Origin of the sequence: Clostridium sp. E02, assembly GCF_003833015.1 — a bacterium.
Lineage (GTDB): Bacteria > Bacillota > Clostridia > Lachnospirales > Lachnospiraceae > Lacrimispora.
The window spans coordinates 34,533-60,612 of sequence record NZ_RJLQ01000021.1 but is presented as its reverse complement, the minus strand read 5'-3'; the positions used below and the strand labels follow the sequence as shown (position 1 = coordinate 60,612).

The window sequence follows — 26,080 nt, the reverse complement described above, 5'->3', positions numbered from 1 at the left end:
TGATGTGTCCAGCTTTTGGCTGGGCATTTTATTTTTAATAGAAATCATAATTTTTAGACGGAAATCCTTTATTTATCTTGAAAAATAAGGATATTTAAAAAAAAACGGACATTCGAATATTATAGCTATACTTTGCAAACGCTATGCTTGAGTTATATTTAGAAATGAAATGTACATTTTGCACAAAAAACCGATGTTAAAATGTATAGATACAACATATTGACAATACCATACTAATATGTTAGCATGTTAGTACAAACTTTATAGGAGGATATTTATGAAAAAACAACTTATGGCAACTTTATTGATTGCAGCAATGACAATTTCTATGACAGGCTGTGGAGCGGCGGGGAAAAGCGGTTCTACTGGTAAAAAAGGAGACAAGTATACGTTAAAGTTAGGAACTGTTTTAACAGAGGCAGATCCTATTTATAAGGGGCTGGAAGAGTTTAAGAAGAATGTAGAAGAGAAGACCGATGGGAATGTAACCATAGAACTTTATTCTGGATCTCAGCTTGGAGCCGATGAAGATGTTTTGGAACAGGCAAAAGTTGGAGCTGGTGTTGGAATTATCACGGATCCAGGTCGTATGTCCAATTATATCAAGGATTTTGGAATTTTAAGCGGTCCTTATCTTGCAGATGATTATGAAGGCGCATTGGCACTTATGAATACATCGGTTTATAAAGAACTTGCGGATCAGTTCCAAAATGATGGTTTTAAGATCCTTTCTTTTAACTACTATCAGGGAAGCAGAAACCTTTTCACTAAGTCACCAGTATCTAAACCAGAAGATTTAAATGGTTTAAGAATTAGAAGTTCAGGATCAGATGTTGTTACTAAATCTTTAGAAGCAATGGGCGCAAACACAACCGTTCTGGCTTGGTCTGAGGCATATCAGGCATTACAGCAGAAAGTAATTGAGGGCGTAGAAGTTCATAACTCAGCAGCAGTTGGTTCTAGTATTTATGAAGTAACAGATTATGTGACTTTAACAGGTCATTTCCAGTTACTAACAGGCCTTGTTATCTCAAATGGCTGGTTTGAAAAGTTACCGGCTGAATATCAGACTATTTTAGAAGAAGAATCTTTTAAAGCAGGTAAATTTGCTTCTGATATCGTAATTGAAAAAGATAGTGAATATCTTCAGAAATGTATCGATGGCGGTGTGGAAGTAGTAGATTGTGATAAAGAAGCATTTAAGGCAGCAGCAGATAAAGCTTACGATGAACTTGGATACAGAGAATTAAAAGACAAGTTAATGAGCGAGCTTGGTAAATAATAGAACGAGGTGTTATAATGTTAGAACGCATCGAAGAAGTATTTGAAAGTATAGGACTGTCGCTTCTGATTATACTTGTATTTTCGGCAGCAGTTCTCCGGTTTTTCGGAATCGATATGTCATGGTCTACGGATCTGGCTCAATTAAGTTTTGCATGGGTTTGTTTTATCGGTGCTGATCTGGCAATTCGTAAAAACAGACATATGGGAGTAGATATGCTGGTGAACCGGTTTCCGGTAAAGGTTAGAAATATTATTTATCTTTTTAACAGTATTTTAATGCTCTGCTTTTTGTTAGTAGTCGTATATTATGGAACAAGTCTTTGTATCACCAATTCACAGCGTATGTTTAATACGCTGCCCATCAGTTATTCCTTTGCAACCGCAAGTGGACCTGTGGGATGCCTTCTTATGGTATTTACGGTAGTTGGAAACATCAAGACTTATGTAACCAACTTAATTAAGAAAGATTATACAAATCTTAACCGCAGCAATACGGAAGGAGGGGAAATCCTGTGATCTGGCTCATATTGACATTTGCAATTTTATTAGCAATCGGAATGCCGGTGGCATTTTCCGTAGGAATTTCAAGTTTGGTGTATTTTGTTATGGAGCAGGTTCCGATTCAGATTGTAGTACAGAGAATGGTTAGTAGTACTCAGTCATTTTCACTGCTGGCAGTTCCTTTCTTCGTACTTGCCGGGAATCTGATGAATGAAACTGGAATTACAAAACGTTTGATTAAATTTTCAACCGTCCTTACCGGTCATATGATGGGTGGATTGGCACAGGTTTCTGTCGTATTAAGTCTTTTGATGGGAGGAATCTCTGGTTCCGCAACCGCAGATGCGGCCATGGAATGCCGGATTCTTGGCCCTGATATGAATAAAAGAGGATTCAGCAAAGGGTTTACTGCTGCGATCCTTGGTATGGGAGGTTTGATCACTGCGACATTCCCTCCAAGTGTAGGTTTGATTCTTTATGGAGTAACGGGTGAAGTATCCATCGGACGTTTGTTCATGGCTGGAGTCATTCCAAGTCTTCTAATGACTATTTTTCTTATGGTTGCGGTACATGTGACTTCTAAGAAAAGAAATTATGCCAGAGAATTTGAAAAGGCTCCTACTTTTAAAGAAGTGATGAAAGGTCTGGTGGATAATATTTGGGCGATCATGTTCCCGATTATCCTGATTGTAGGGATCCGTTTTGGTTTGTTTACACCTTCCGAAGCAGGTGCATTCGCAGTTGTTTATGCATTTATCGTAGGACTGTTTGTATACAAAGAACTGACTTTTAAGAAATTGTTTCATGTGTTAAAACAGACGGGTGTGGATTTGGCTGTTATTATGTTTATCATTATCTGTTCCAATGCATTTGGATATGCGCTTGTAACCGGACAGGTTCCACAGACACTGGCCGCTTTGATATCCACTGTATCCTCGAACCGATACATTGTACTTGCAATTGTTATGGTATTTGTATTTGTTATTGGTATGTTTATGGAAGCAACAGCAAACGTGCTGATCCTTACACCAATTTTCCTTCCAATCATGACTTCATTAGGATTTGATCCAGTTCACTTTGGTATCTTATTCATGATCTTAGTTACTATGGGAGGAATGACACCACCGATCGGTGTTACTATGTACACTGCATGTGGAATCCTTGATTGTCCGGTTGAAACATACACCAAAGAATCGGTTCCATTTTTAATCGCTGTTGTTGCACTATTGGTGATTTTGGCTTTATTCCCTCAAATCGTATTATTTATACCTAATTTAGTTTATGGTTAAATCAAGAAAGGAAATGAAAGATTATGAGATTATCTTTTGACGAAATACAAAGTGAGATTAAACGAGTATTTGTAAAATACGGTTTAACCGAAGAGAAGGCAGAGATCTGTGCAAGAATTCATACCGAATCTACCTATGATGGAATCTATTCCCATGGAACAAATCGTGTGTCAAGATTTGTGGATTATATTAAAAAAGGCTGGGTAGATATTGATGCAGATCCAACAGTTGATAAATCGTTTGGTGCCATCGAAATTATGAATGGTAATATGGGCCCTGGTATATTAAATGCAATAAAAGGGACCGATCGTGCCATTGAACTTGCAGAACAGTTCGGAATCGGTATGGTAGGTTTACGAAACACGACACACTGGATGAGAGGCGGTACTTATGGTCTTTATGCAGCAAAGAAAGGCTACATCGCTATCATGTGGACGAATACCGAATCTTGTATGCCACCATGGGGTGGTAAGGAATGCAAACTTGGAAACAATCCATTTGTTATGGCAATGCCAGGAATTGATGGAAAAGATCCATTGCAGATGGATATGGCAATTTCCCAGTATGCTTATGGAAAACTCCAGGTAACAAGACTTGCAGGCAAGAAACTTCCATTCCCAGGTGGATTTGATAAGGACGGGAATGTCACAGACGATCCAGGCGCGATTGAAGAATCCATGCGTATTATGCCGATTGGTTATTGGAAGGGTTCTAGTTTTTCCTTCATGCTTGATATTTTAGGCAGTGCATTAACGGGTGGAATCGGAGCAGCGGATCTGGATAAAAAAAATATGGGAAGCTGCGGTGGAGCCTCTCAGGTCATCATTATTATTGATCCGAAAAAGACTGGTACAGCAGATGAGTTAACGGATCTGGTAAAGAAAGCAGTCGATCATTTAAAGAGTTCTGCACCCGCAGAAAAATCCACTGGAATTATTGCTCCAGGAGAAGATTATATTCAGTTCCGCAAAGATCACGATGCAAATGGTATTTTCGTTGATGACAGCGTGTGGGAAGAGATTAAATCTTTGTAAAAAAGAGAGGAATATGGTATGATACTGGATAAGATTGTCAACTTAAATAGATACACAAAGACAGACAATCTCATAAAAGCAGCCTTGGAATTTCTGTATCTTCATAAAGAAGATACAGAAATGGCTGACGGAAAATATGAGATCATTCCAGGTGAAGTCACTGCGTTTGTCGTATCGAAAGATACCGTGGATGAGACAAAAACCGATATGGAAATTCATAAAGATTTTATGGACATTCATTATATGCTCAAAGGAAGCGAATGTTGCTATTTGGCAGATCTTCCAATGGATATAGAATCTTGTGATTATGATGAAAAAGCAGATATTACATTTTTTACCTGTGAAAATCAGAATGTAGCAGCTGTTTCAAAAGGAGATTTTTATGCGGTATGGCCTTATGAGCCGCACAAACCCCTTTGCCATTTTGGTGAACAATCAGAATCGGTGAAAAAAATTATCTGTAAAGTGAAAATAGACAGTTATCGGGCTTAGTAATAAATATTTAGAATAAGGGTGGGTATGAAATGCAAGTTAGTTCTCGTTTTGCCAATGAAACAGCCAGAGAATATGCACTTAGAATGTTGAGAGAGAACATTATTTCCATGGAACTAGAACCTGGAAGTTCGGTTAGTGTATATGAATTATCACAAGAACTTGGTATTAGCCGGACTCCTGTCAGAGAAGCTTTGTTGGAATTAAACAAGGCAAGAATTATTGAAGTATTTCCTCAACGAGGAAGCATAATCGCCTACATTGATACGGATATGGTGGAAGAGGCAAGGTTTTTAAGGGCTGTTTTAGAAGCTGCAATTGTTGAACTTGCATGCGAAGTCATTACACCAGAAGATTTTGCAGAACTAGAAATAAATGTCATGATGCAGGAAGTCTGTTTGCAAAATCCTGCTCATGGAAAATTGCTTCAGCTTGATGATGAATTTCATTATAAGCTATATAAGTTGTGTAAAAAAGAAGATATTTTTACGATTAAAGATATGATGTCGATTCACTTTGACCGAGTCAGGAACATGAGTTTGATTGCGGTTAAAGACTTAAAGATTGTCAATGATCACAAAGAAATATTAAAGGCCATACGCGACAAGGATAAGGAAGCAGCCAAGAGGAGTATGGAAAAGCATCTTGGCAGATATTCGGTTGCTGACGAAGCACAGATTCGTGAACTATATCCAGAGTATTTTAAAGATAACACAAAATGGTTTTCAGAAACCAGATAGTAGGGTAAGTAGAGCAGGGGTCTAGAAATCCTGCTCTATTTTGAAAGGACAAAATATGAAAGCTTTACGAGTAATAAAAGCAGGAACCATTGAAATTCAAAATGAGAAAATGCCTGAAATTGGAGCAGATGAAGTACTAATTAAAGTAAAGGCAGCCGGGATCTGCGGTTCTGATATCAGTATCTATAAAGGAACTTCTCCAGTAGCGACTTATCCAAGAGTCATTGGGCATGAATTTGCTGGCGAGATTGAAAAGATTGGAAATGAAGTGGGGAAAACAAACAATTTGCAGCTTGGTGATCATGTAGTGGTTAATCCGGTCTGCAATTGTGGTGTGTGCCGGATCTGTAAAAAGGGCAGAGGCAATGTCTGTGCTAGTTTAACCGTATTAGGTGTCCATAGAGATGGTGGATACAGCGAATATGTAAAGGTTCCAGCAAAGAATGTATATTCCGTAAGCAAGAATATCCCTTGGGAAAAGGCAGCAATCGTGGAACCATATACAGTAGCAGCTCAGGTTACTTCCCGTGGAGAGATCGAAAAAGGTGATACGGTATTGATCTGTGGAAGCGGACAGATTGCACTGACTATCTTGCAGGTATGTAACATTCTAGGTGCGAAATGTATTATGACAGATGTGCTAGAAGATCGTTTGATCCGTGCAAAAGAGTTCGGAGCGTATGAGACGATTCTTTCCGGAAAAGAAGACGTAGTCGAACGGGTCAAAGAATTGACGGACGGAATTGGCGCAGATGTTTCTATTGATGCAGCTTGTGTTGGTGAGACTCTAAAGCAGGCGGCTTTGGCAGTTCGTTCCGGTGGCGTCGTTGTAACCATGGGATTTCATGATACAGTTGTTCCGATTACTGAATTCCAAATTACAGCAAGGGAACTGGATATCAGAGGTTCTAGATTAAATAACAACAAATTCCCTCAGGTGATCGAGTGGTTTGAAAATGGACAACTGGATCCAACCAAAATCATAACGGATTCCTTCCATTTTACAGATATTGAAAAAGCTTTTGATAAATTAAAAAATCAACCAGAAACAACGATGAAAATTATATTAACCTTTGAGGAGGACAAATAAAATGAAGATGACATTTCGATGGTTTGGCGAAGGCGATGATAGCGTAAGTCTTGAAAATATTCGTCAAATTCCCGGTTGTACAGGTCTTATGGGAGTTATGACACAGTATGCAGCAGGAGAAGTGTGGCCGTTAGAGGAAATAAAGAAGTATGTAAAACATGTGCAGGATGCTGGACTGGAAGTGGAAGTAATTGAAAGTGTAAACGTTCATGAAGATATTAAGATGGGACTTCCATCGAGAGATCGTTACATTGATAATTATATTACCACCATCCGGAATCTGGCTCAGTGTGGCGTGAAAATAATTGTTTATAACTTTATGCCTGTATTCGACTGGCTAAGAACCGACCTTGCACGAGTGATCGAAGATGGTTCCAATGTTCTGTATTATGATGATGCGGAACTTCAGGGTATGACACCTATAACACTGGTAGAAAAAACTACCCAAAATTCCAAAGGATTTTCTCTTCCTGGTTGGGAGCCAGAGCGGTTAAAGGAACTAGAGGGAGTTCTGAATCAGTATAAAAACATTGATGCCGATCAGTTAAGAGAAAATTATCGTTATTTCTTAGAGAAGATTATTCCGGTTTGTGAAGAGGTTGGTATTCGTATGGCAGTTCATCCAGATGATCCGGCATGGCCTGTATTTGGACTTCCAAGAATTTCACATTCGAAAGAGGATTTCGATAAGATTGTTGGTCTTGTTAACAGTCCAGCCAATGCACTTTGTCTGTGTACAGGATCCTTAGGTTCCAACCCAGCCAATGATATCCCTTCTATTATCCGTCATTTTGGAAGTATGGATCGGATTGCATGTGTGCATGTCCGGAATGTGAAGTTCCTTGGTGAGAAAAAATTCAGAGAATCTTCTCATCTTTCTTCCGATGGAGATCTTGATATGTTTGAGATCATGAAAGCACTTCATGATACTGGATTTTCAGGTCATATTCGTCCCGATCATGGTCGTATGATCTGGGGAGAAGAAGCAAGACCAGGATATGGTCTTTATGACCGTGCGCTTGGTATCATGTATTTAAATGGTATTTGGGAAGCACTTGAAAAATTAAAGAAATAATCATTGAAACCAGTGCTTTGAAAGGATAACTTCTCTATCCTTTCAAAGCACTGGTTTTGTCATCCCTTGTTTCATACGCCCAAGCACCGCCATAACGAAGGAGCAGTTCGGCAATACGAAACTGGCTGCTGTCATCGATGTCAATGGAATGGATGGAATCCATATAATAGGGGAAAACGGTACCATCGTAGAAATTTCCCTGTTTTAAGAAGAAATTGGTTGAGGTAAGATAGATGGCGCCATTGATCCGGTATCCTGTGTGCTCCTCTTGTCGTCTGACCTGAGCCTTGTGAGGAAACGGTACGGTTATGGAACCAGACCTTGTAAAGGATACGGTTAATTGCCGATGGGAATCAATGGGACAGATGGAGACCACAGAATCCCCATGGCGTGATAAGAGAAGCTCTGCGCTTTCTTTTATATGTAGTTCGTTTCGTAAGGGAGAAGTGGGCTGGAGCAGCATAAAATAATCATACGTTTCCCCCTGGCTTTTTAATTCATTTAGTGTATGAAGAATCACATCGGCAGATTTCGCCTCATCGCATGATAAGCTTGCAGGTCTTAAAAAAGGAACGTCGGCTCCCCATGTCTCTGCAATCATTTTGTACTGGTTGGAATCCGTGGAAACCATGATTTTATCAAAGATACCTGAGTTTTTACAGGCTTCAATGGTATAGCTCATAAGTGGCTTTTCATTCAGTTCTTTTATGTTTTTGTCTTTCAGTCCTTTGGATCCGCTTCTTGCTGGAATCAGTGCCAGAAAAGTTTTGTTTTGAAACATCATAAACTCCAATCAATATCATAAAATTTTTTGTTCAGTTGAATCCCAGATGCAAAGGCTTGTTTGATCCGAACCAAGATCTGTTTGCTGGTATCTGAGCATTCATAAGGATTTTTCATTGCTTTATGCCAATCAAAGGCCAATGCATTCTCTATGGCAATTTGAATATCAGAGGTCGAACAACCACAGGTGATTACGGAATCCGGTTTGATCCGTCCATCCTGTCTTTTCCCGATATTAATTGATGGAATCTTTAAAAAAGGAGCCTCCAAAATACCGCTGGAAGAGTTGCCTGCCACGATCTGACTGTGTTTCATAAGACTCAAATAGCACTGGGAACCAAGGGTAGGAAAAGTGGCAGAATGATGGGGGTGTTGTTTTACATACTGGTGGATCATTTCATTGATTTTGCCACCACCTGGATCTGAATTGCTTCCTGTAAATACGACATATAACTGGGGAAACGATTCCAAGGCAGAAAGGAGAGGAGCAAATTGCATGGTCTCATCCATTGAGTCCAAGGTAGCACAATGATAGGTAATTAAGGCGATTGGTTTTGAAAGATTCAAAGATAAGGAATTTTCCAGTTCTTGTTTGGTTAAAAACTTCATAGACTGAATCCGTTCAATTCCAAGAGATCCCACAAAAAAGACACGATCCGGAGATTCTCCCATCTGAATCACTCTTTTTTTGTATGCCAGAGTGCTGGTAAAATGAAGATAACTCATTTTAGTAATTCCGTGTCGGAGAGAATCATCAAAAGCACCGCTAGATAGCTCTCCTCCATGGATGTGTGCAACAGGAATCCGTAAGATCAAAGCGGCACTTGCAGCAGTAAAGATCTCGTACCGGTCCCCTAAGAGCAGAATCATATCTGGATTGAGCCGATGGTAGGCCTGGGTGATGCCAATCATCTCCACACCCATAGAGGTACAGATTCCATAAGGGGAATCACTGGCCAGATTCATCTCTACGGTTTCATCAAATTCGATTCCAATTGCTTCCAGTGACAAAGAGGAGTTTCCATATCTGGTATCTAAATGGGAGCCAGTAGCGAGAAGTGAAAGTGTGAAGTCTTTCTCATCTCGGATTCTTTCTATCACTGGAAGCAGCAGACCATAATCGGCACGGCTGCCCGTTACGACACATAAGCGTATCATAATTTCATCCTTTCATTCTCTTTATAGTCTCTATTTGCAGTTGTTCCAAGAAGTTCCGGTATCTTCATGGGGGAGATACCAAACCCGCATCGTTTGGCACACAGGTGACTTTGGGTTAATACTTCTCCTTTATTCATATCCTTTGCGGCGACCAGATACTTTCTTACAGATTCCCGGTTTTTCAGTTCTTCTTTTGAAGGGATTTTAGATCCATCTCCCATGGCCTGTTCCATGATACGGATTCCATCCGTCATCTGTTTGAATTCATCGGGTTCCAGACTGGCCCTATGATCGGGGCCTGGCATGGTTTTATCCAGTGTCATATGTTTTTCGATCACACAAGCACCAAGAGCAGCCGCAGCGATGGGAATCTCAATCCCTGCGGTATGATCGGAATATCCAACTGGTACCAGAAAGGTTTCCCGAAGTTTTTTTATGGCATTTAAATTTGCCTCTTCCGCAGGAGTGGGATAGTTGCTGACACAATGCAGTAATGTGATGGGGTTTCGCCCCGGGTCAAGTAAGTTTACCGCATCCTTTATTTCGTCTAAAGTGGACATGCCTGTGGACAAAAGGATGGGTTTATTTTGAGACGAGGCTTTTAAGAGATAGGTATAATTGGTGATCTCTCCGGAAGGAATTTTCAATATCTCCATCCCCAGTTGATCGAGAAACTCCATACTTTCTTCATCAAAGGGAGAGGATAAAAACATAATATTTCGGTAGGCACAGTAATCATATAGATTCTCAAAATCCTCATAAGATAATTCCAGCTCTTTTAACATTTCATATTGTGAATGCGTGCTTCCTGTATTTCTGATCTGATAATCCGCTTTTTTTACGTCAATGGCAGCAAGTAAGTTCGTCTGATAAGTCTGAAATTTCACTGCATCCGCTCCAGCAGCGCTAGCGGCATCAATTAATTGTTTTGCAATCTTAATATCACCGTTATGATTGACCCCTGCTTCTGCAATGACCATAACTTTATTCATAATGACCTGCCTCCTTTGCCGGACTTCCATAAGCCAGACAGTGGGATGGGATATGGTTTAATACAAGACTTCCTGCCCCAATCAAACTGTTTCTTCCAATGGTTACATTTTGTAAAATCGTTGTGTTTGCCCCAACATGAGTATTTGCTCCAATGGTAACATTCCCCAACAAAACACATCCTGGGGCTACGTGGACAAAATCTCCTATATTCGTTCCATGTTCTAAGATGGCCCCCGTATTGATAATGCAGCCGTTTCCGATTGTGACATCAGGTCCAAGGAGCACTCCTTTTCCGATAAAATTGCCTTCTCCCATCACAAGGGATTGAGATAAGACGGAACTGGGGTCTATGATATTGGGAAATTGGAATCCTATTTTTTTCCCGGTTTGATAAAGTGAGATCCTTATTTTGGGATTTCCCACACTTCCTACGGAAAGAACTGCATCTTGGATTCCTTTCTGATAGTAAGAAAGAAGATCTTCATCTCGACCAATGATTTCTGCACCTTGAATCTTTGTGTGGAGTTCTTTCTTGGAATCTAGAATGCCATAAACGCTATAATCATTTAAAGATCCAATGGTGTCAAGGATGCTTTTGGCATGACCGCCTCCACCAAGTAAGAGAAGTTTGTTCTTCATAACTTCATTCTTTCTGCCATTTTTTTCATTTCACTAAACTCCCCCATATCCATCCAAGTGCTATCCATAACCGGGTATGCTCCAACTTTTTCCTTGTTGTCCAAACAAAAGCGGATTAAATCTGGCATATCAAAACAGGAATCTTCTGGGATGTATTTTAAGATATCTGTTTCAAGTACATAAAATCCGGTACTGACCAACAGCTCATATTTGGGCTTTTCCGTTAAAGAAGAGACAGATTCTTTCTCATCTAAGGAAATAACACCGTAGGGTATCTCATAATTTTTCATTGCAGTAACCAGTGTGATCTGGTTCTTGCAGCTCTTATGATATGCAAGCAGTTTTTCATAATTAATGTCAATTAAAATATCGCAGTTGGTAACAAAAAAACTCCCGTTAATCCGGTCTTTTAAAAGGGTCAGGGATCCGGCGGTGCCAAGGGGAGTATTTTCTTCGATAAAATGAAGCTGGTATCGGTCATCCTCGTTAAAATATGCTTTAATGAGTTCTTTTCTATAATTTACAGTGAGATAAAAATCATAGAACCCATCGGTTTTTAATTGATTCATAATTCGTTCAACTATGGGAGTGTCACCCACTGGAATCAAAGGTTTTGGAATAATTTTTGTATAGGGATAGAGCCTTGACCCTTTCCCACCTGCCATAATGATTACAGGAGTGTGGTTCTTTTTTACCTTATAACGTTTCTGGTCAGGAAGTTCATGAAAGAAAAGTACGTCCATGACCTCTTGGTTGTCACCTAGAACAGGGAGTGCATCAATTCGTTTTAGCTTCATAATGACTGGGGCCTGGTCGGTTTCTTCTTTACTGACGACAATGGGATGAGGATTCATAATTAGATTTACCGGCATGGAAATGTCCTTATTCTTTAAGATCCATCGTCTTACATCTCCGTCGGTGACGACACCAGTTAGTTTCCCGTTGCCAATTACCAATAGGATTTTTTTAGCCGTCTGATCCAATTGCCGAATGGCATCCCGTATGGAGCAGTCTGGTGAAATAAAAAGTTTTTTTACATCCACATAGATCGTCCTTCCCGTTCATTGATTTCCCTTAAGGTTTCAGTTACCTGTTCGATATCGTTTTCTTTCAAATCAACGCTGCATGGGAGATTGAGAATACGTGATTGATAGAAAGGGGCTTTTTCAATCTGATAGGTCTGACAGTTCTCATACATAACCTGGGTATGGTTCAGTTTCCAGATTGGTCTTGTTTGTATCTTTGCTTCTTTTAGCTGATTCATCAAAAAATCCCGTTTCAGATGTGGATTTTTTATAAATAAAGAATAGAACCAGTGATTGCACCTTGCAGACTTTTGGAAAGGAAGAAGAAGGAATTGATCCAAATGCTGTAAGGCATCGCTGTAATGGCGATAATTCTTTTTCTTGATTTTAATAAAAGCTTCCAGACATTCCAATTGCCCCACCCCCAGAGCCGCCTGCAGATTTGTCATACGGTAGTTATATCCAATCTCATTGTGAACGTAGTTGAGTGGATCGTCTTTTGCCTGTGTGGAAAGATAACGCGCCCGATTCAAAAGGGACTCATCTTTGGCGACCAGCATTCCGCCTCCACCGGTGGTAATGATTTTATTGCCATTAAAGGAAAAAACGCCAAAATCACCTATGGTACCAGCGTACCAGCCCTTGTAGATTCCTTTTTGATATCTGGTGCCAAGTGCTTCGGAGGCGTCTTCGATCAGAACCAGTGAAAAACGGTCAGTCAAGGATCGCAGGGTTACAAGATCCGCCATGTTACCAAAGATGTGGACGGCTGTGACTGCTTTTATAATACGGCCTGATTGTCGGTTTTTTAGTCCTTGCTTTGTTTTCTCACATTGAGTAGTGAGAAACTGTTCCAATTTTTCACAGTCTATAGATAGAGAGGAATCGCAATCCATAAAAACAGGAACTGCCCCCAGATACCGAATGGGGTTAATTGCGGCAATAAAGGTAAGAGTAGGAACGATCACTTCTTGGCCGGGTCCAATTCCTGCAAGTAAGTAAGCTAAGTGCAGAGCTGCGGTTCCACTTTGCAGGGCAACGGTTTGGTTGACTCTAAGATAGGCAGCCATGTCCTTTTCAAACCGGGTCACATAACTTCCAGCAGTGGAAACCCAACCGTTTGCAAGTGCATCGGTAACGTATTTTTTTTCTTTTTCCCCCAACGAGGGAACAGATAAAGGAATCATGGCACCTTCCTTTCCATGCTAGAGACGATAATATCCGGTTTCATTCCATTTTTTATGGGTTTTCATCCACTGGATGGTTTTTTCCAGACCAAGAGATAGCGGATATTCTTGTTTCCAGTCTGTCAGACTCTTTAACTTTAGGCTAGAGCCGAGCAATCTGGTTACTTCACTTTTTTCTGGACGGATTCTGCGGTTGTCAATTATAATTTTTGCATTGGGATTAATCTGTCGGATCAGTTCTTCTGCCAGGTATTTGATGGTACTTTCCTGTTGACTGGCAATGTTGATGGTTTCGCCAATGGTCTGACTGGAGCGTTCAATTTCTACAAATCCATTGACTGTGTCCATTACATAATTAAAATCTCTGGTGGGAGTAAGACTGCCTAACTGTATTTGCTCTACACCAGAAAGCAGTTGTCCGATGATGGAAGGGATTACGGCCCTTTGGGATTGTCTGGGCCCATATGTATTAAATGGACGTACAATGGTGACAGGGAGAGAATAGCTACGATAAAAAGACCCAGCTAGTTGGTCCGCACCGATTTTGGTTGCTGCATAGGGGGACTGTCCGCATAAAGGGTGATTCTCGTCAATGGGAACGTATTGTGCACTTCCATAGACTTCTGAGGTGGATGTGATTAGTACTCGGTTCGTTTCAAGGGTTCTTGCTGCCTGCAATACGTTTAAGGTTCCTTTGATATTTGTATCTACATAGGAATCCGGGGAATGGTAGCTGTATGGGATGGCAATCAAAGCAGCGAGATGAAAGATGGAGTCCATTCCGTTTACAGCATCCCTTACCCCATTTGGATCCCGGATATCCCCTGGTATTATTTCAATCTCTTCCCGGATAACTTCCGGCAAAGTATCAAGCCACCCAAAACTTCCAAATGAATTGTAGCAGGTAAATGCTCTTACCTGGTACCCGTTATGGATTAGTGTTTCTGTCAGATGGCTTCCAATGAAGCCGTCGGCACCGGTAACCAGTACCTTTTTCATAGAATGCCCCCTTTAAATATGATGATTATCAAACACTTTGATGCAATATGTACATGTTTTATCTGGAATAAAAAAACAAAATTCTCCCCGACGATTTGTCAACGTATAGTTTAGATAAATCCCCTGTTGATCTTCGTTTAATTTCTCCAGAATTACGATTACCTCACTAGCTGGATTGCGGTTTGTGTATCGAACAAATCCTTTGACTATTGCGTGTTCCATTCCTCTCCCCCCTTATCAATTGGAAAAAGTGGTTCGTAGATATCAAGTTGGTAACTAACCGTTTTATTGTTTTTTACCGAAACAGCAAATTCTCCCAACAGGTTTGTGATAACAAAACCTAAGTTCTTTCTTTGATTTCCACGGGAAATTTCCGTTATTTGGACGACTGCACCTTCAACGCATTCGCAGTTGATGTTATAAACGGTACCAGTCAGCAGCACATCACATGGAGATTCTAACAGGATGGCTGCTTGTATGGTATTTTTGTTTTTGAAATTTTCTGGCGAAAGTACGATTTCTTGATAGCCACTCAACAGGCAGCCTCCTTTTTGTTTGTTATAAGAGGGGTAAAAATCGTGATTTCATAATTTTTATAGGGTTTTGCTTTCATTGATATCAGATAATTTCCATTATCATCTGTGAGCGTATAGCCCAGCAATCTTTTTTTGTGGGTGTCACAATCAATTTCCGATACCTGCAAGACGGTATGGCTGCAGGGAATCTTGATAGGGCTGTATACGGTGCCTTTGATAATTTGGAAATCTCTCCGTGACAAATGAAAGTTAAAATGATTTTCTTTCAAAGGGTTTAGTCTGTTACCATTGACGCAGAAAGAATTTTTATTTACATAGTCCATGATCCTTCTCTTTCCCCCTTTTTATTCATTCATGATTGTGTATATACGGTTACGTTTAATTCCTGAACATTTTTGGTGTCTTCTGCATGGATAATATTTCCTTCTTGTTCTCTCCCGTTTACGATCATTTTATTGACTTTTATTTCCTTGTAGCTACTGTCAATTTTATTGTCCTCAAATTTAGGTTCCATATCAATCCCTCTTTTTCACTTGATTACTTAACTATATGCGACGGGTAGAATTCTGATACCGTTAAAAGTGTGGTTTCCTTTATCTCTAAAAGTATCTTGGTTAGCAGCTCAAAGTACGCATGGAAGAATCCAGCCTGGTATTGTAGGTTGGAAGTTAACTTATCATAATCCTTTGCAAGCATGGAGCTGTTTTTTTCTTTCATTTCATATAAAAATTCGGTCAAATAGCCTCCGAAAAAACGGCTGATTGGGTTGTTTTCAAAATTGTTTACAATTTGCAAAATATATAGAATTTTTTGCAGATCCAAATCGTCATCCGGAATTTTTAAGAGAGATTTGTTCTGATGTTCAGAAAGGATCTGACTGGTTAATTCTAGTCCCTGGCTCGCTTTTGTTAACGTGTCATTGATATAATCCAATAAGGTAGTAATCATTTCTTCACTGGGAAAAACTAGATCGTGACTTGTGGTTAGAGGGGTTTTAGTACCAGAAAAAGAAATGGTTTCTAATACTTCTTTTATTTCTTTGTGAGGAGCACCCTCGATTACGGCCCCATAAGAACAGTTGTAGAACTGGACTCTGGACTGGTCTTTGTACTTGGTTATATAGGATTCTAAATTTTTACGAAAATGATCTAGCGTAATGGTGGTTCCAGTCTGATTGCCGTAGATGTCTTTTACGGATATCTGTGTTTTGTATTTTAAGCTGCTGTCATAGGGAAAGGTTGCACTGTCTGCATGATGCTTATGGTTGGTGTATGCAAAATCCTGACCGATGAAAAAGATGGGAGAGCAGCCCAGCAAATTCACAATGTCAATGCAGGCATGAGCGACAGAACCGCCGCAATAAACTCCTTTTAAATGCTGATATCCGATTAAGATTTTGGAGAACAAAAGAGAGAGAAACACTTTTTCCCCCTGGTATTCTCGAAGCAGATAGCGGTTGCTATACTCGTAATAGGCGAGAGGGACGGGAAGATCGAGATGATGTTTCATCATTTCGTAGTTGGCATTTACCGGATCGACAGAAACGATAAGGTCAGGCTGGATGCCACTAGAAATCAATGCGTCTACCGTTCTGGTGCCAGTAATAATGAAGAAGTTTTTTAATTTATCCCTGTATTTGACCATGTCTTTTAAATTTTGATCTAAGGAAGAACCTCCAGATACAACAATTGCAGGTACATCCACATTGGTAAATAAATAGTTGTGAATGGGAGTGGAGTGGGTTACAATGTCCATATTTGCAATCATATTTTTTATAAATACAGTTTGAAACCGTTTTGCCAAATCTATTTGGGAAGTGGCATTTAACATGGTCCAGTCCAGGTGTCGGATTAAAGAGTCATATTCCTTTTGATAAATTCGTTTGTAATTACCAAAGGCGTAAAAATAAATGTGGTTTATATTTTTAAATTGTATCGTATCATGAAATTTTTTTTTCACTTCTTTTTCTTCGTAATAAATTAACTGTATATGATTTCCCAGATCAGAATTATATTTTTGATAAACACAATGATTGGGTTCGAATATAAATACCTGGTTCTGGGCGCATAAAAGTTTTTTTAAATCTTCCAAATAAGCTCCAGTATCAATTCCAAAGAGAAATACAATGGAATCAAAGGTTAAGCCACTTAGTGTATTGGTAAGATTCGTGATTTCTTGTTTGTAATCATGTCTGTCTGCCAGATAGTAAAACCGATGATTCCGGTGAATGCGATAGACATGGAAGCCATCGGATGTTTTGCACTTTTTCATAGTTCCCTCCATGACTGGTCTGCATATGCAATTAATTGGTACCGTTTTCCGGTGATTTTTGGAAGAGAGATTCCATAAGAACCATCGGAAAGGGTAAACGTCACACCCAAAGTAATCTCACAGTCAGACGAATCTTCATCGATCACCCGTATCAACACGGCTGCCTTCGGAAGTGGTACTCCTGTGGGACTATAAACGATTCCCGTAATTAAAAATCTGTCATACTTTAAGGTTACATCGGCTGTCACAACTTTGGAGCAGATGATTTGGCAGCCGGTAAAATGTAGTTTTGGCAATTTCTCCCCTCCTTTGTTGAGGGTGTCAATGGAATAAAAGTTCATGGCACCCTCCTATTTATTATTGTGAGTAGAATTTTAATACCAGCTGTACTCCAGCTCGGCAGGTGATTCCGTAGTTCGCATTTGCATTTGAAAATGTGATACGATCGGGAGATGCTGTGGTGGGATTTGTACTTTCCCAAACAGCAACTGCGCCACTAGGTAAAACGGTATTGCTAAATAAAGCGGTTCCTCTTACCAGTAAAAGTCCCCAGCTTGTTGTAGAAATATTGGCAGAAACAAGTTCTCCTGAAACAGCGGATGCGGATCCTATGGTTTTTACAAGTGGTCTATAATTTGCCATAATAAAGCCCCCCTTTATGGCGGATTAGAAATACGTATTTCTTATATATCATATGTATTGGTTTGAAAAAAGTGAATAAGCCCCGAATAAAAAAAGCAAGCCTAAGTTTGGAATAACAACTTAGGCTTACTTTACTATATTTAAATCCTGGATTCATAATCAGGGAATCCAGTCTGATTGTTGGGTTGAGCCGGCAAAGAAGTTAACCCGCAACTCTACCGACTTAGTAAAACATATGTATGACAGCACTCTGACTGCTCTGTATTTTTTATGTTTCTATTCTTATAATACCTGAAAAATATGAAGGAATTTTGACTACGTTATAAAATTAAAGTGAAATATATAAAGAATTTCTGACAAAAATTGGAAATATAAGCTATCCTTTATTGCAGATACTACTTCTATAGATAAAAATTCCCATAAAGCATAGAAAGGGTTGATTGGATTCAAAAAGTATGGTATTTTATTATTAGTTAGCCAAAACTAACCAGAGCAGCCCTGAACGTCAAGTGGCAATATTTGACAGGATTATGGGAACGTAAATAAAACCTGGAGGTATTCCTATGTTACTAGAAAGACATCTAATCGAATATTGCTCCCCAACACTCGCGTCATTAAAGTCAGCAAGTCTGTTTAACCATACCGTGGCATCGGAAGTTGAATTTATGGAACAGTTTGATAGATTAAATAGTCAGTTGGGAGAGAAAGGGATTTCATTGACAATACTATGCAGACAGCAGAATAAGGCACTTATCTATGTTTATAGAAAAAAGCAATTGATTCAGGATCTTAATAAACCTGGAGTTTCTTGTTTTCTTAAAAATTACGGATACGAGAATTTAAGCGTAGAGGCTGCCTTATTGAGGTTAAAAGTGCGTTTGAAGCAGGAAAAAACATTTCCTCACGAAATAGGGATTTTTCTTGGCTATCCGCTTTTGGATGTAATTGGTTTTATAACACATGCTGGAAAAAACTGTATCTGTCTGGGGTGCTGGAAAGTATATTGCAATGAGTGCGAGGCGGTCAAACGATTTGCCAAATACAAAAAGTGCAAAGATATTTATGCAAAGCTATGGCAAAACGGAAGAACTGTCTGGCAGCTAACCGTAGCTGTCTGAACAAATAAATAAAAAGAGGTAGAAAATATGAGTAAAATTGCAGTTGTTTATTGGAGTGGAACTGGGAATACAGAAGAAATGGCAAATCAAGTGTTAGAAGGTGCAAAAGCGGCTGGTGCAAAAGCAACTCTGATTCAGGCAGCACAATTTGGTGGGGATCAGATGGACCAATACGATGCGGTTGCTTTTGGATGTCCTTCTATGGGGAATGAGGAATTAGAAGAAAGTGAATTTGATCCCATGTTTCAAACCTGTAAGGATAAGTTTTTAAAGAAAAAATTGGCGCTGTTTGGATCTTATGGCTGGGGAGATGGAGAATGGATGAGAACCTGGGAAGAACAGTGCAAAGAGGCAGGTGCAGAGCTGGTGTATGAAAGTGTGATTTGTAACAACGAACCAGATGACGAAGGAAAAAACCAGTGCAAAGAGCTTGGGAAGGCATTGGCATAACCATCTAAAAAGTACATAAAAAACAGAAAGCCCTGAACCTTTATCGAAAAGGAGCAGGGCTTTCTGATATGTATGACCTATCCGAGAATCGAACTCGGGATTCCGCCGTGAGAGGGCGGTGTCTTAACCGCTTGACCAATAGGCCTTTCGTCTCTGTCGTTTCTGACAGCTTCATTATAATACCATAGGAAGATCTGTTTGTCTACACTTTTTTAAAAAAATAATAAATTTGTCAAAAAAGGTCTGACTATGCTATACTCTTTCATAAATAAGAGAAAGAGGAGTGCAGTCATGTTGGAATCAAAAAGACGTGAAGTAAAATACGACCATCTAAGGTCTTTGGCAGTTGTGGCAATTATTATGGTACATGCCATTCCGGCTGAATCAACGAGTACTGGACAGTGGGTTTTCTCTGCTGCGCTGTTGCCGGTTCTTTTGTCTTTTGTAGGGATCTATTTTATGTTGAGTGGGTTGTTTCTTCTTTCTTCTCATACAGAGGATATTTTACGGTTCTATAAAAAACGAATCCAGATGATTTTGGTTCCTTTTGCCTGTTACAGTGGGATCTATTACTGGTATTATAAAGTGTATCTAGGCCAGGATACGGTTGGGTTTTTCGTACATATTGGCAGGTGGTTAAAGGCTTTAATGACGGGGACCATACCAATGGCTCCCCATCTATGGTTTATGTATGTAATACTGGCACTCTATCTTTGTACTCCCTTTCTAGCACGTATGTTTCACGCCATGAGTGATGGAGAACTCAAATTATTTCTTGTATTGATCTTGGTTGTCCAGTCGATTCTTCTTTATCTGCCTGAGCTGGGATTTTCTGTGGAAGAGAGTTTGCAGTATATGATTTTTAAAGGGTGGTTCATTTATTTTGTCCTTGGATATGGGGTGAAACGATTGTATCATGGACGTCCGTACTTGATGTTTGGAATCCTAGGACTTACTGGTTTTCTTATTACCATGCTACAAAAATGTTTCACGCCGTACTTTGCTCCTGGGATCCATGATCTGGCACCAACGATGATTGCCATATCTCTGTCTATTTTCTGGCTATTTGAAATTTCTGGAGATTGTAAGAATAAAGTTCTTTGTAAAATCACTGGTTTTATCAGCCGATTTAGTTTTTCGGTGTATCTCATTCACTATTTAATATTGGGAGAGGTGGCAGGTAAAATTACAGAACGATTGTTCCTCAGGCATTATTATGTCCCCCGCATCTTATTTGAAACAGCGCTCACTTTTATCTTATCTCTGGCTGTGGCCTGGATCTTAGATGGAACTGTGATTCACTTTATAATATGGGGATTAAGAAAATTAGACAAAACGAATCGGAAATGAGGGTAAAACTTTATGAAAAGTAGTTGTGATTACTGCCTGTATTATCGGTACAAAGAAGAATATGAATGTTATGAATGCGAGATTCAGTTAGATGAGGATGACCAGATGCGATTATTCAACGACCGGAGTCAGGGCTGTCCTTATTTTAAATTTGGAGACGATTATGCGATTGTAAAAAAACAAATATAAGGAAAAAAGCCCCAGAAAAGGGAGGAGCCGGTATTCCACGAGGAACACCGGCAATTATGAAAAAAATTCTTATCTAAAAGTATGTTGGCAACATCTCTTTCTGATAATTAAATTATATCTGTTAATTATGAAGTAAATTTGTCCGGGTTGTAACAATATTATGACTAGATTGTGAACAATGAAACGGTGGTATTATGCGCCAAAATGATAGTTGTCCAACAACTGCTTTTTCATATTCCAAAGCTCGTTTGATAAGTCTACATGCACCTCGTGAGGATTTACAAGTCGCCTGGATTCTTCCCATAATGTATCTAATTCTTTCTTGCAGTATTCCTGAATGTCCATGACGGCTGGAGATTCATAGACACAGGTTCCATCCTGAAAGACAGGAACGAGAAGTTCCCGAATGGTATAGGTGTTTGGTGCGAGGTGAGTCTTTTTCCACGTTTCAATGGGATCAAACAGCAGCAGGGAGTGCTTCTCTTCAAAATGCTCCCCATTAAGACAGATAAGATCTGCGATGATTTTACCCGTCTCTTTGCTATAAATTCGCTTGATGTTTTTGTTTCCTGGATTGGTGATTTTCTCTGCATTCTCTGAAAGTTTAATCTTCGGAATAAACGTTCCGGTCTGTTTATCCATCAGTGCAGCTAGTTTGTACACGCCACCAAAAGAGGGACTGTCTTTGGAGGTGATCATATTGGTGCCAACGCCCCAGGAATTAATTGCAGCGCCCTGTATCTTTAAGCTGTTGATCAGGGTTTCATCAAGGTCATTCGAAGCGGATATGACAGCATCGGGAAACCCTGCTTCTGTCAGCATTTTTTTTGCTTTTTTGGATAAATAGGCAAGATCTCCGCTATCTAAGCGGATGCCGTAATTGGTAAGTGCAATACCGGCTTCTTTCATCTCCTCAAATACTTTGATTGCGTTAGGGACTCCAGATTTTAAGGTATCATATGTGTCAACCAAAAGGATGCATGCTTGTGGATATAGATGTGCATACCTGCGAAAAGCAGTTAGCTCATCGGGGAAACTCATAATCCAGCTATGGGCATGTGTCCCTTTAATAGGCACCTGAAACATTTTTCCAGCTAACACGTTGGAGGTTCCAATGCATCCACCAATCATGGCTGCACGGGCTCCGTAGATTCCGGCATCAGGACCCTGGGCGCGACGTAGTCCAAATTCCATAACCCCATCTCCAGCGGCCGCATAGACGACTCTGGCGGCTTTTGTGGCAATCAGACTTTGATGGTTGATGATATTTAAAAGAGCGGTTTCAATCAACTGTGCTTCCATGACGGGAGCGATCACTTTTATAAGAGGTTCCCGAGGGAATATGACCGTTCCCTCTGGGACGGCATAGATATCGCCGGAAAATTTAAAATGAAGCAGGTATTCCAAAAAATCTTCTTCAAATAGACCAGTGGTTCTTAAATAGTCCACATCATCCGTATAAAATTTGAGTTCTTTGATGTAGTCGATGACTTGTTGGAGGCCAGCGCAGATCGCATACCCGTTCCCACCTGGATTGCTGCGGTAAAAAGCGTCAAAAATTACGGTCTCGTTGGCATCTTTTTCTCTAAAGTAGCCTTGCATCATGGTCAACTCATAGAGATCCGTTAATAAAGTTAAATTGCGCTGACTCATATTGTTTCTCCTTTTTACAACTTGTTTTCGCATATTATACCATATATTTACAAAAAAACAATGGCATTGATAAAAAAATAACAAAGTATGGTCCTATCTTTATGTTTCCTATAAATCAAGATTAAATAACTTGACATTTCATAATAAGAAACCTATAATGAGAAACATATAACTTCATATTAGAAAAGAAAAACTTTGATGGAGACAGTAGATCTGAATGAAATCCAAAGAGAGCCGGGGATGGTGGAAGCCTGGTGAGAGTAATCGGGATTCGAACATCACTCCTGAGTTTCCGGCTGAACGTATTTTAGTAGGTCCGGACGTAGTTCTGCGTTAAGGAAAAGCATATGCTGGTATGCGGTATTAGGTGGTATAACGAAGATTAAGCCTTCGTCCTGATTGCGGGACGGAGGTTTTTTTATCTCATAGTAAATGGAGGTCTCAAACGATGTATAAAAAAGTCCCTACTGACTTAAATTTTGTGGAGAGAGAAAAAGAGGTTTATGAGTTCTGGGAGGATCAGGAAATCTTTAAAAAGAGCATGGAAAACCGGAAGGATGCAGAAACCTATACGTTTTATGATGGTCCACCCACTGCCAATGGGAAGCCTCATATTGGTCATGTACTAACTCGTGTCATTAAGGATATGATTCCAAGATACCGTACCATGAAGGGATATGACGTACCCCGAAAGGCTGGCTGGGATACCCATGGACTTCCTGTAGAATTGGAAGTAGAGAAAAAATTGGGACTAGATGGCAAGGATCAGATTGAAGAATATGGCTTAGAGCCATTTATCAAATATTGCAAGGACAGTGTCTGGAACTACAAAGGGATGTGGGAAGATTTTTCGAAAACCGTAGGTTTCTGGGCGGATATGGATGATCCTTATGTCACGTATGATAATTCCTTTATTGAGTCTGAATGGTGGGCACTGAAGCAGATCTGGGATAAAGGTTTGCTATACAAAGGGTTTAAGATCGTTCCCTACTGTCCCCGTTGTGGAACGCCCCTTTCCAGTCATGAAGTAGCGCAGGGGTATAAGGATGTGAAGGAACATTCAGCGATTGCAAGATTTAAAGTAAAGGGAGAAGATGCCTATATTCTTGCATGGACCACAACTCCATGGACGCTTCCATCTAACGTTGCTTTGTGTGTGAATCCAGATGAGGCTTATGTGAAAGTGAAGACCGAGAACTATACCTACTATCTGGCAGAAGCACTCTGCGATAAAGTATTAGAAGAATCGTACACGGTTTTGGAGCGATACGTGGGGAAAGATTTGGAATTTAAGGAATACGAGCCTTTGTTTGATTTTGTAAAACCAGACAAGAAAGCATATTTTGTTACCTGTGATTCCTACGTTACTTTAACCGATGGAACCGGAGTGGTCCATATCGCTCCTGCATTTGGTGAAGATGATTCTAAGGTAGGCAGAAAGTATGACCTTCCATTTGTTCAGTTGGTAAATGGCGCTGGAGAGTTGACCGAAGAAACGAAATGGGCGGGTACGTTTTGCAAAAAGGCAGATCCACTGGTATTAAAGGATTTAGAGGAAAGAGGTCTTTTGTTCTCTGCTCCGTTGTTTGAGCATAGTTACCCTCACTGTTGGAGATGCGATACCCCACTCATTTATTATGCAAGAGAGTCCTGGTTTATCAAGATGACAGATGTAAAAGAGGATTTGATCCGTAATAATAATACTATTCACTGGATTCCTGAAAGCATAGGAAAAGGACGCTTCGGTGACTGGCTGACCAATGTACAGGACTGGGGAATCAGCAGAAACCGTTATTGGGGAACTCCACTTAACGTATGGGAGTGTGAATGTGGTCATCAGCATTCCATCGGCAGCATCGAAGAACTAAAACAGATGTCTAAAAACTGCCCGGATGACATAGAACTTCATCGTCCCTATATTGATGCAGTGACCATTACTTGTGAAACATGTGGCAAACAGATGAAACGGGTACCGGAAGTTATCGACTGTTGGTTTGATTCTGGTTCTATGCCATTTGCACAGCATCACTATCCATTTGAAAACAAAGACTTATTTGAAAAACAGTTTCCAGCAGACTTTATTTCAGAAGCAGTGGACCAGACAAGAGGATGGTTTTATTCCCTGCTTGCGATTTCAACTCTGATCTTTAATAAAGCACCCTATAAAAACGTTATCGTGTTGGGGCATGTGCAGGATGAAAATGGACAGAAGATGAGTAAGTCAAAGGGAAATGCAGTGGATCCGTTTCATGCACTTGAGACTTATGGGGCGGATGCCATTCGCTGGTATTTCTATGTAAACAGTGCTCCATGGTTACCCAATCGTTTTCATGGGAAAGCGGTTACAGAAGGTCAGCGTAAATTTATGGGAACTTTATGGAATACCTACGCTTTCTTTGTGCTTTACGCAAATATAGATGAATTTGATCCCACCAGATATCAACTAGATGAAGAGACACTTCCGGTTATGGATCAGTGGTTGCTATCTAAGTTGAATACACTGATCAAACAGGTAGACTCTTATCTTTTAGGATATCAGATCCCAGAAGCAGCCAGAGCACTTCAGGAATTTGTTGATGATATGAGTAACTGGTATGTCCGCAGAAGCAGGGAACGTTTCTGGGCAAAGGGGATGGAACAAGATAAGATCAATGCTTATATGACACTTTATACTGCACTTGTTACCGTATCAAAGACAGCGGCTCCTATGATTCCTTTTTTAACCGAGCAGATTTATCAGAATCTGGTTTGCAGTGTGGATAAGAAAGCGCCCCAAAGCATTCATCTATGTGACTATCCGGTGGTAGATGAAAAAAGAATTGATAAACAACTGGAAGAAAATATGGATGAGGTACTAAAGATTGTAGTGATGGGTCGTTCAGCAAGAAATACGGCGAATATTAAAAATCGTCAGCCCATCGGTCAGATGTATGTAAAAGCACCTCACGGTCTCCCTGAATTTTATTTAGAGATCATGGAAGAAGAACTGAATGTCAAAAAAGTAACGTTTACCAATGACGTTCGGGAATTTACATCCTACAGCTTTAAACCACAGTTAAAAACCGTAGGTCCAAAATACGGGAAACAGCTGGGAGATATTAAAAAAGCACTCTCAAAACTCAATGGGAATGAAGCCATGGATGCTTTAAATGAAAAAGGTGCTCTGACCTTCTCATTTGGAGGAACAGAAGTTGTGCTTGCGAAAGAAGATCTCCTCATTGATACCGCTCAGACAGAAGGGTTTGTGTCTGAAGGGGATAACACCATAACCGTAGTTTTGGATACAACTTTATCTCCAGAGTTGTTAGCTGAGGGATTTGTAAGAGAATTGATCAGCAAAATCCAGACAATGCGAAAAGAAGCTGGGTTTGAAGTGACCGATCACATCGTTCTATCTTGTAAAGATAACGATAAGATCAGCGAAATTTTTAAAACGCATGAAGAAGAGATTAAAAGTGAAGTACTTGCAGACCATATAGAACTAAATCAAGTCTCAGGATATACCAAGGAATGGAATATCAATGGGGAACTGGTTACCTTAGGGGTAGAAAAGGTTTCAATATAATAAAGTTAAGAATTCAA

At 39.9% G+C, this 26,080-nt stretch carries 28 protein-coding genes, 1 tRNA gene and 1 other annotated feature; of the genes, 13 read left to right on the top strand and 16 right to left on the bottom strand.

Features of this window, described 5'->3' with window-relative positions; translation table 11 throughout:
- The first annotated feature begins 277 nt into the window (after positions 1–277).
- From EFT72_RS15540 to uxuA, 8 genes are read left to right on the top strand one after another with little or no spacing between them, the layout of a single operon-like run.
- On the top strand, positions 278–1,282 hold the full coding sequence (locus tag EFT72_RS15540; protein WP_124067838.1) for a C4-dicarboxylate TRAP transporter substrate-binding protein: 1,005 nt from the start codon (positions 278–280) through the stop codon (positions 1,280–1,282).
- A gap of 17 nt (positions 1,283–1,299) precedes the next feature.
- Positions 1,300–1,800 (top strand): TRAP transporter small permease, encoded by a 501-nt coding sequence (locus EFT72_RS15535; protein WP_124067837.1) that lies wholly within the window; start codon positions 1,300–1,302, stop codon positions 1,798–1,800.
- Positions 1,797–3,074, top strand: a complete 1,278-nt coding sequence (locus tag EFT72_RS15530; RefSeq protein WP_124067836.1) for a TRAP transporter large permease — start codon at positions 1,797–1,799, stop codon at positions 3,072–3,074. The genes EFT72_RS15535 and EFT72_RS15530 overlap by 4 nt, the downstream gene beginning before the upstream one ends.
- A 23-nt stretch (positions 3,075–3,097) precedes the next feature.
- Positions 3,098–4,108, top strand: a complete 1,011-nt coding sequence (gene yiaK / locus EFT72_RS15525) for a 3-dehydro-L-gulonate 2-dehydrogenase (protein ID WP_124067835.1) — start codon at positions 3,098–3,100, stop codon at positions 4,106–4,108.
- A gap of 18 nt (positions 4,109–4,126) precedes the next feature.
- A complete protein-coding gene (locus tag EFT72_RS15520) occupies positions 4,127–4,600 on the top strand; it encodes a YhcH/YjgK/YiaL family protein (protein WP_124067834.1) in 474 nt (157 codons plus the stop codon).
- A 32-nt stretch (positions 4,601–4,632) separates the two neighbouring features.
- Positions 4,633–5,340, top strand: a complete 708-nt coding sequence (locus EFT72_RS15515) for a GntR family transcriptional regulator (RefSeq protein ID WP_124067833.1) — start codon at positions 4,633–4,635, stop codon at positions 5,338–5,340.
- A gap of 55 nt (positions 5,341–5,395) precedes the next feature.
- Entirely contained in the window at positions 5,396–6,430 is a 1,035-nt protein-coding gene (locus EFT72_RS15510; RefSeq protein WP_124067832.1) for a zinc-binding alcohol dehydrogenase family protein, read from the top strand.
- A gap of 1 nt (position 6,431) precedes the next feature.
- Positions 6,432–7,505, top strand: a complete 1,074-nt coding sequence (gene uxuA, locus EFT72_RS15505; protein ID WP_124067831.1) for a mannonate dehydratase — start codon at positions 6,432–6,434, stop codon at positions 7,503–7,505.
- Between the two features lie 34 nt (positions 7,506–7,539).
- Here the strand turns inward: uxuA and EFT72_RS15500 are convergent, their stop codons facing one another.
- Genes EFT72_RS15500 through EFT72_RS15440 form a run of 14 tightly spaced genes read right to left on the bottom strand, consistent with a single transcriptional unit; the run spans position 7,540 to position 17,738 of the window.
- On the bottom strand, positions 7,540–8,286 hold the full coding sequence (locus EFT72_RS15500; RefSeq protein WP_124067830.1) for an acylneuraminate cytidylyltransferase family protein: 747 nt from the start codon (positions 8,284–8,286) through the stop codon (positions 7,540–7,542).
- Positions 8,286–9,446, bottom strand: a complete 1,161-nt coding sequence (neuC, locus tag EFT72_RS15495; protein WP_124067829.1) for a UDP-N-acetylglucosamine 2-epimerase — start codon at positions 9,444–9,446, stop codon at positions 8,286–8,288. Before neuC ends, EFT72_RS15500 begins: the two co-directional genes overlap by 1 nt.
- The gene (neuB, locus tag EFT72_RS15490) at positions 9,443–10,438 is read right to left on the bottom strand and encodes an N-acetylneuraminate synthase (RefSeq protein WP_124067828.1); all 996 of its coding nucleotides are present in this window, start codon (positions 10,436–10,438) and stop codon (positions 9,443–9,445) included. Before neuB ends, neuC begins: the two co-directional genes overlap by 4 nt.
- Positions 10,431–11,078 carry an acetyltransferase gene (locus tag EFT72_RS15485; protein WP_124067827.1) on the bottom strand — a complete coding sequence of 216 codons (648 nt, stop codon included), beginning with the start codon at positions 11,076–11,078 and terminating at the stop codon, positions 10,431–10,433. Before EFT72_RS15485 ends, neuB begins: the two co-directional genes overlap by 8 nt.
- Complete coding sequence (locus tag EFT72_RS15480; protein WP_124067826.1) at positions 11,075–12,121, bottom strand: nucleotidyltransferase family protein; 1,047 nt, start codon at positions 12,119–12,121, stop codon at positions 11,075–11,077. Before EFT72_RS15480 ends, EFT72_RS15485 begins: the two co-directional genes overlap by 4 nt.
- Positions 12,112–13,290: a LegC family aminotransferase gene (locus tag EFT72_RS15475; protein ID WP_124067825.1), complete on the bottom strand. Its 1,179-nt coding sequence runs from the start codon at positions 13,288–13,290 to the stop codon at positions 12,112–12,114. Before EFT72_RS15475 ends, EFT72_RS15480 begins: the two co-directional genes overlap by 10 nt.
- A gap of 18 nt (positions 13,291–13,308) precedes the next feature.
- On the bottom strand, positions 13,309–14,289 hold the full coding sequence (locus EFT72_RS15470; RefSeq protein WP_124067824.1) for an NAD-dependent 4,6-dehydratase LegB: 981 nt from the start codon (positions 14,287–14,289) through the stop codon (positions 13,309–13,311).
- Between the two features lie 12 nt (positions 14,290–14,301).
- On the bottom strand, positions 14,302–14,511 hold the full coding sequence (locus EFT72_RS15465; RefSeq protein ID WP_124067823.1) for a hypothetical protein: 210 nt from the start codon (positions 14,509–14,511) through the stop codon (positions 14,302–14,304).
- On the bottom strand, positions 14,496–14,825 hold the full coding sequence (locus tag EFT72_RS15460; RefSeq protein ID WP_124067822.1) for a hypothetical protein: 330 nt from the start codon (positions 14,823–14,825) through the stop codon (positions 14,496–14,498). The genes EFT72_RS15465 and EFT72_RS15460 overlap by 16 nt, the downstream gene beginning before the upstream one ends.
- Complete coding sequence (locus EFT72_RS15455; protein WP_124067821.1) at positions 14,822–15,148, bottom strand: hypothetical protein; 327 nt, start codon at positions 15,146–15,148, stop codon at positions 14,822–14,824. Before EFT72_RS15455 ends, EFT72_RS15460 begins: the two co-directional genes overlap by 4 nt.
- A gap of 29 nt (positions 15,149–15,177) precedes the next feature.
- A complete protein-coding gene (locus EFT72_RS19340) occupies positions 15,178–15,339 on the bottom strand; it encodes a hypothetical protein (protein ID WP_164473186.1) in 162 nt (53 codons plus the stop codon).
- Positions 15,340–15,362: 23 nt separating this feature from the next.
- On the bottom strand, positions 15,363–17,096 hold the full coding sequence (locus EFT72_RS15450; protein ID WP_164473185.1) for a 6-hydroxymethylpterin diphosphokinase MptE-like protein: 1,734 nt from the start codon (positions 17,094–17,096) through the stop codon (positions 15,363–15,365).
- Positions 17,093–17,437 carry a carboxypeptidase regulatory-like domain-containing protein gene (locus EFT72_RS15445; protein ID WP_124067819.1) on the bottom strand — a complete coding sequence of 115 codons (345 nt, stop codon included), beginning with the start codon at positions 17,435–17,437 and terminating at the stop codon, positions 17,093–17,095. Before EFT72_RS15445 ends, EFT72_RS15450 begins: the two co-directional genes overlap by 4 nt.
- A 16-nt stretch (positions 17,438–17,453) precedes the next feature.
- Positions 17,454–17,738 carry a hypothetical protein gene (locus tag EFT72_RS15440; protein WP_124067818.1) on the bottom strand — a complete coding sequence of 95 codons (285 nt, stop codon included), beginning with the start codon at positions 17,736–17,738 and terminating at the stop codon, positions 17,454–17,456.
- Between the two features lie 563 nt (positions 17,739–18,301).
- Between EFT72_RS15440 and EFT72_RS15435 the strand changes: the two genes are divergently transcribed.
- Positions 18,302–18,856, top strand: coding sequence for a DUF3793 family protein (locus tag EFT72_RS15435; RefSeq protein WP_124067817.1), 555 nt, complete (start codon positions 18,302–18,304; stop codon positions 18,854–18,856).
- A gap of 27 nt (positions 18,857–18,883) precedes the next feature.
- A complete protein-coding gene (locus tag EFT72_RS15430; protein WP_124067816.1) occupies positions 18,884–19,306 on the top strand; it encodes a flavodoxin in 423 nt (140 codons plus the stop codon).
- 73 nt (positions 19,307–19,379) lie between these two features.
- Here EFT72_RS15430 and EFT72_RS15425 read toward each other — a convergent pair.
- Positions 19,380–19,451: transfer RNA gene (locus EFT72_RS15425), tRNA-Glu, on the bottom strand.
- A gap of 146 nt (positions 19,452–19,597) precedes the next feature.
- Between EFT72_RS15425 and EFT72_RS15420 the strand changes: the two genes are divergently transcribed.
- Both EFT72_RS15420 and EFT72_RS19335 read left to right on the top strand, forming a co-directional pair.
- The gene (locus EFT72_RS15420; RefSeq protein WP_243110035.1) at positions 19,598–20,656 is read left to right on the top strand and encodes an acyltransferase; all 1,059 of its coding nucleotides are present in this window, start codon (positions 19,598–19,600) and stop codon (positions 20,654–20,656) included.
- A 12-nt stretch (positions 20,657–20,668) separates the two neighbouring features.
- A complete protein-coding gene (locus EFT72_RS19335; protein WP_164473184.1) occupies positions 20,669–20,845 on the top strand; it encodes a DUF6472 family protein in 177 nt (58 codons plus the stop codon).
- A 192-nt stretch (positions 20,846–21,037) separates the two neighbouring features.
- On the opposite strand, the gene EFT72_RS15415 is transcribed toward EFT72_RS19335, so the two are convergent.
- Entirely contained in the window at positions 21,038–22,498 is a 1,461-nt protein-coding gene (locus EFT72_RS15415) for a nicotinate phosphoribosyltransferase (protein ID WP_124067815.1), read from the bottom strand.
- Between the two features lie 186 nt (positions 22,499–22,684).
- Positions 22,685–22,899, top strand: a binding site (T-box leader).
- Between the two features lie 47 nt (positions 22,900–22,946).
- Here EFT72_RS15415 and ileS point away from each other — a divergent pair.
- Positions 22,947–26,063 carry an isoleucine--tRNA ligase gene (gene ileS / locus EFT72_RS15410; RefSeq protein ID WP_124067814.1) on the top strand — a complete coding sequence of 1,039 codons (3,117 nt, stop codon included), beginning with the start codon at positions 22,947–22,949 and terminating at the stop codon, positions 26,061–26,063.
- The last annotated feature ends 17 nt before the right edge of the window (positions 26,064–26,080 follow it).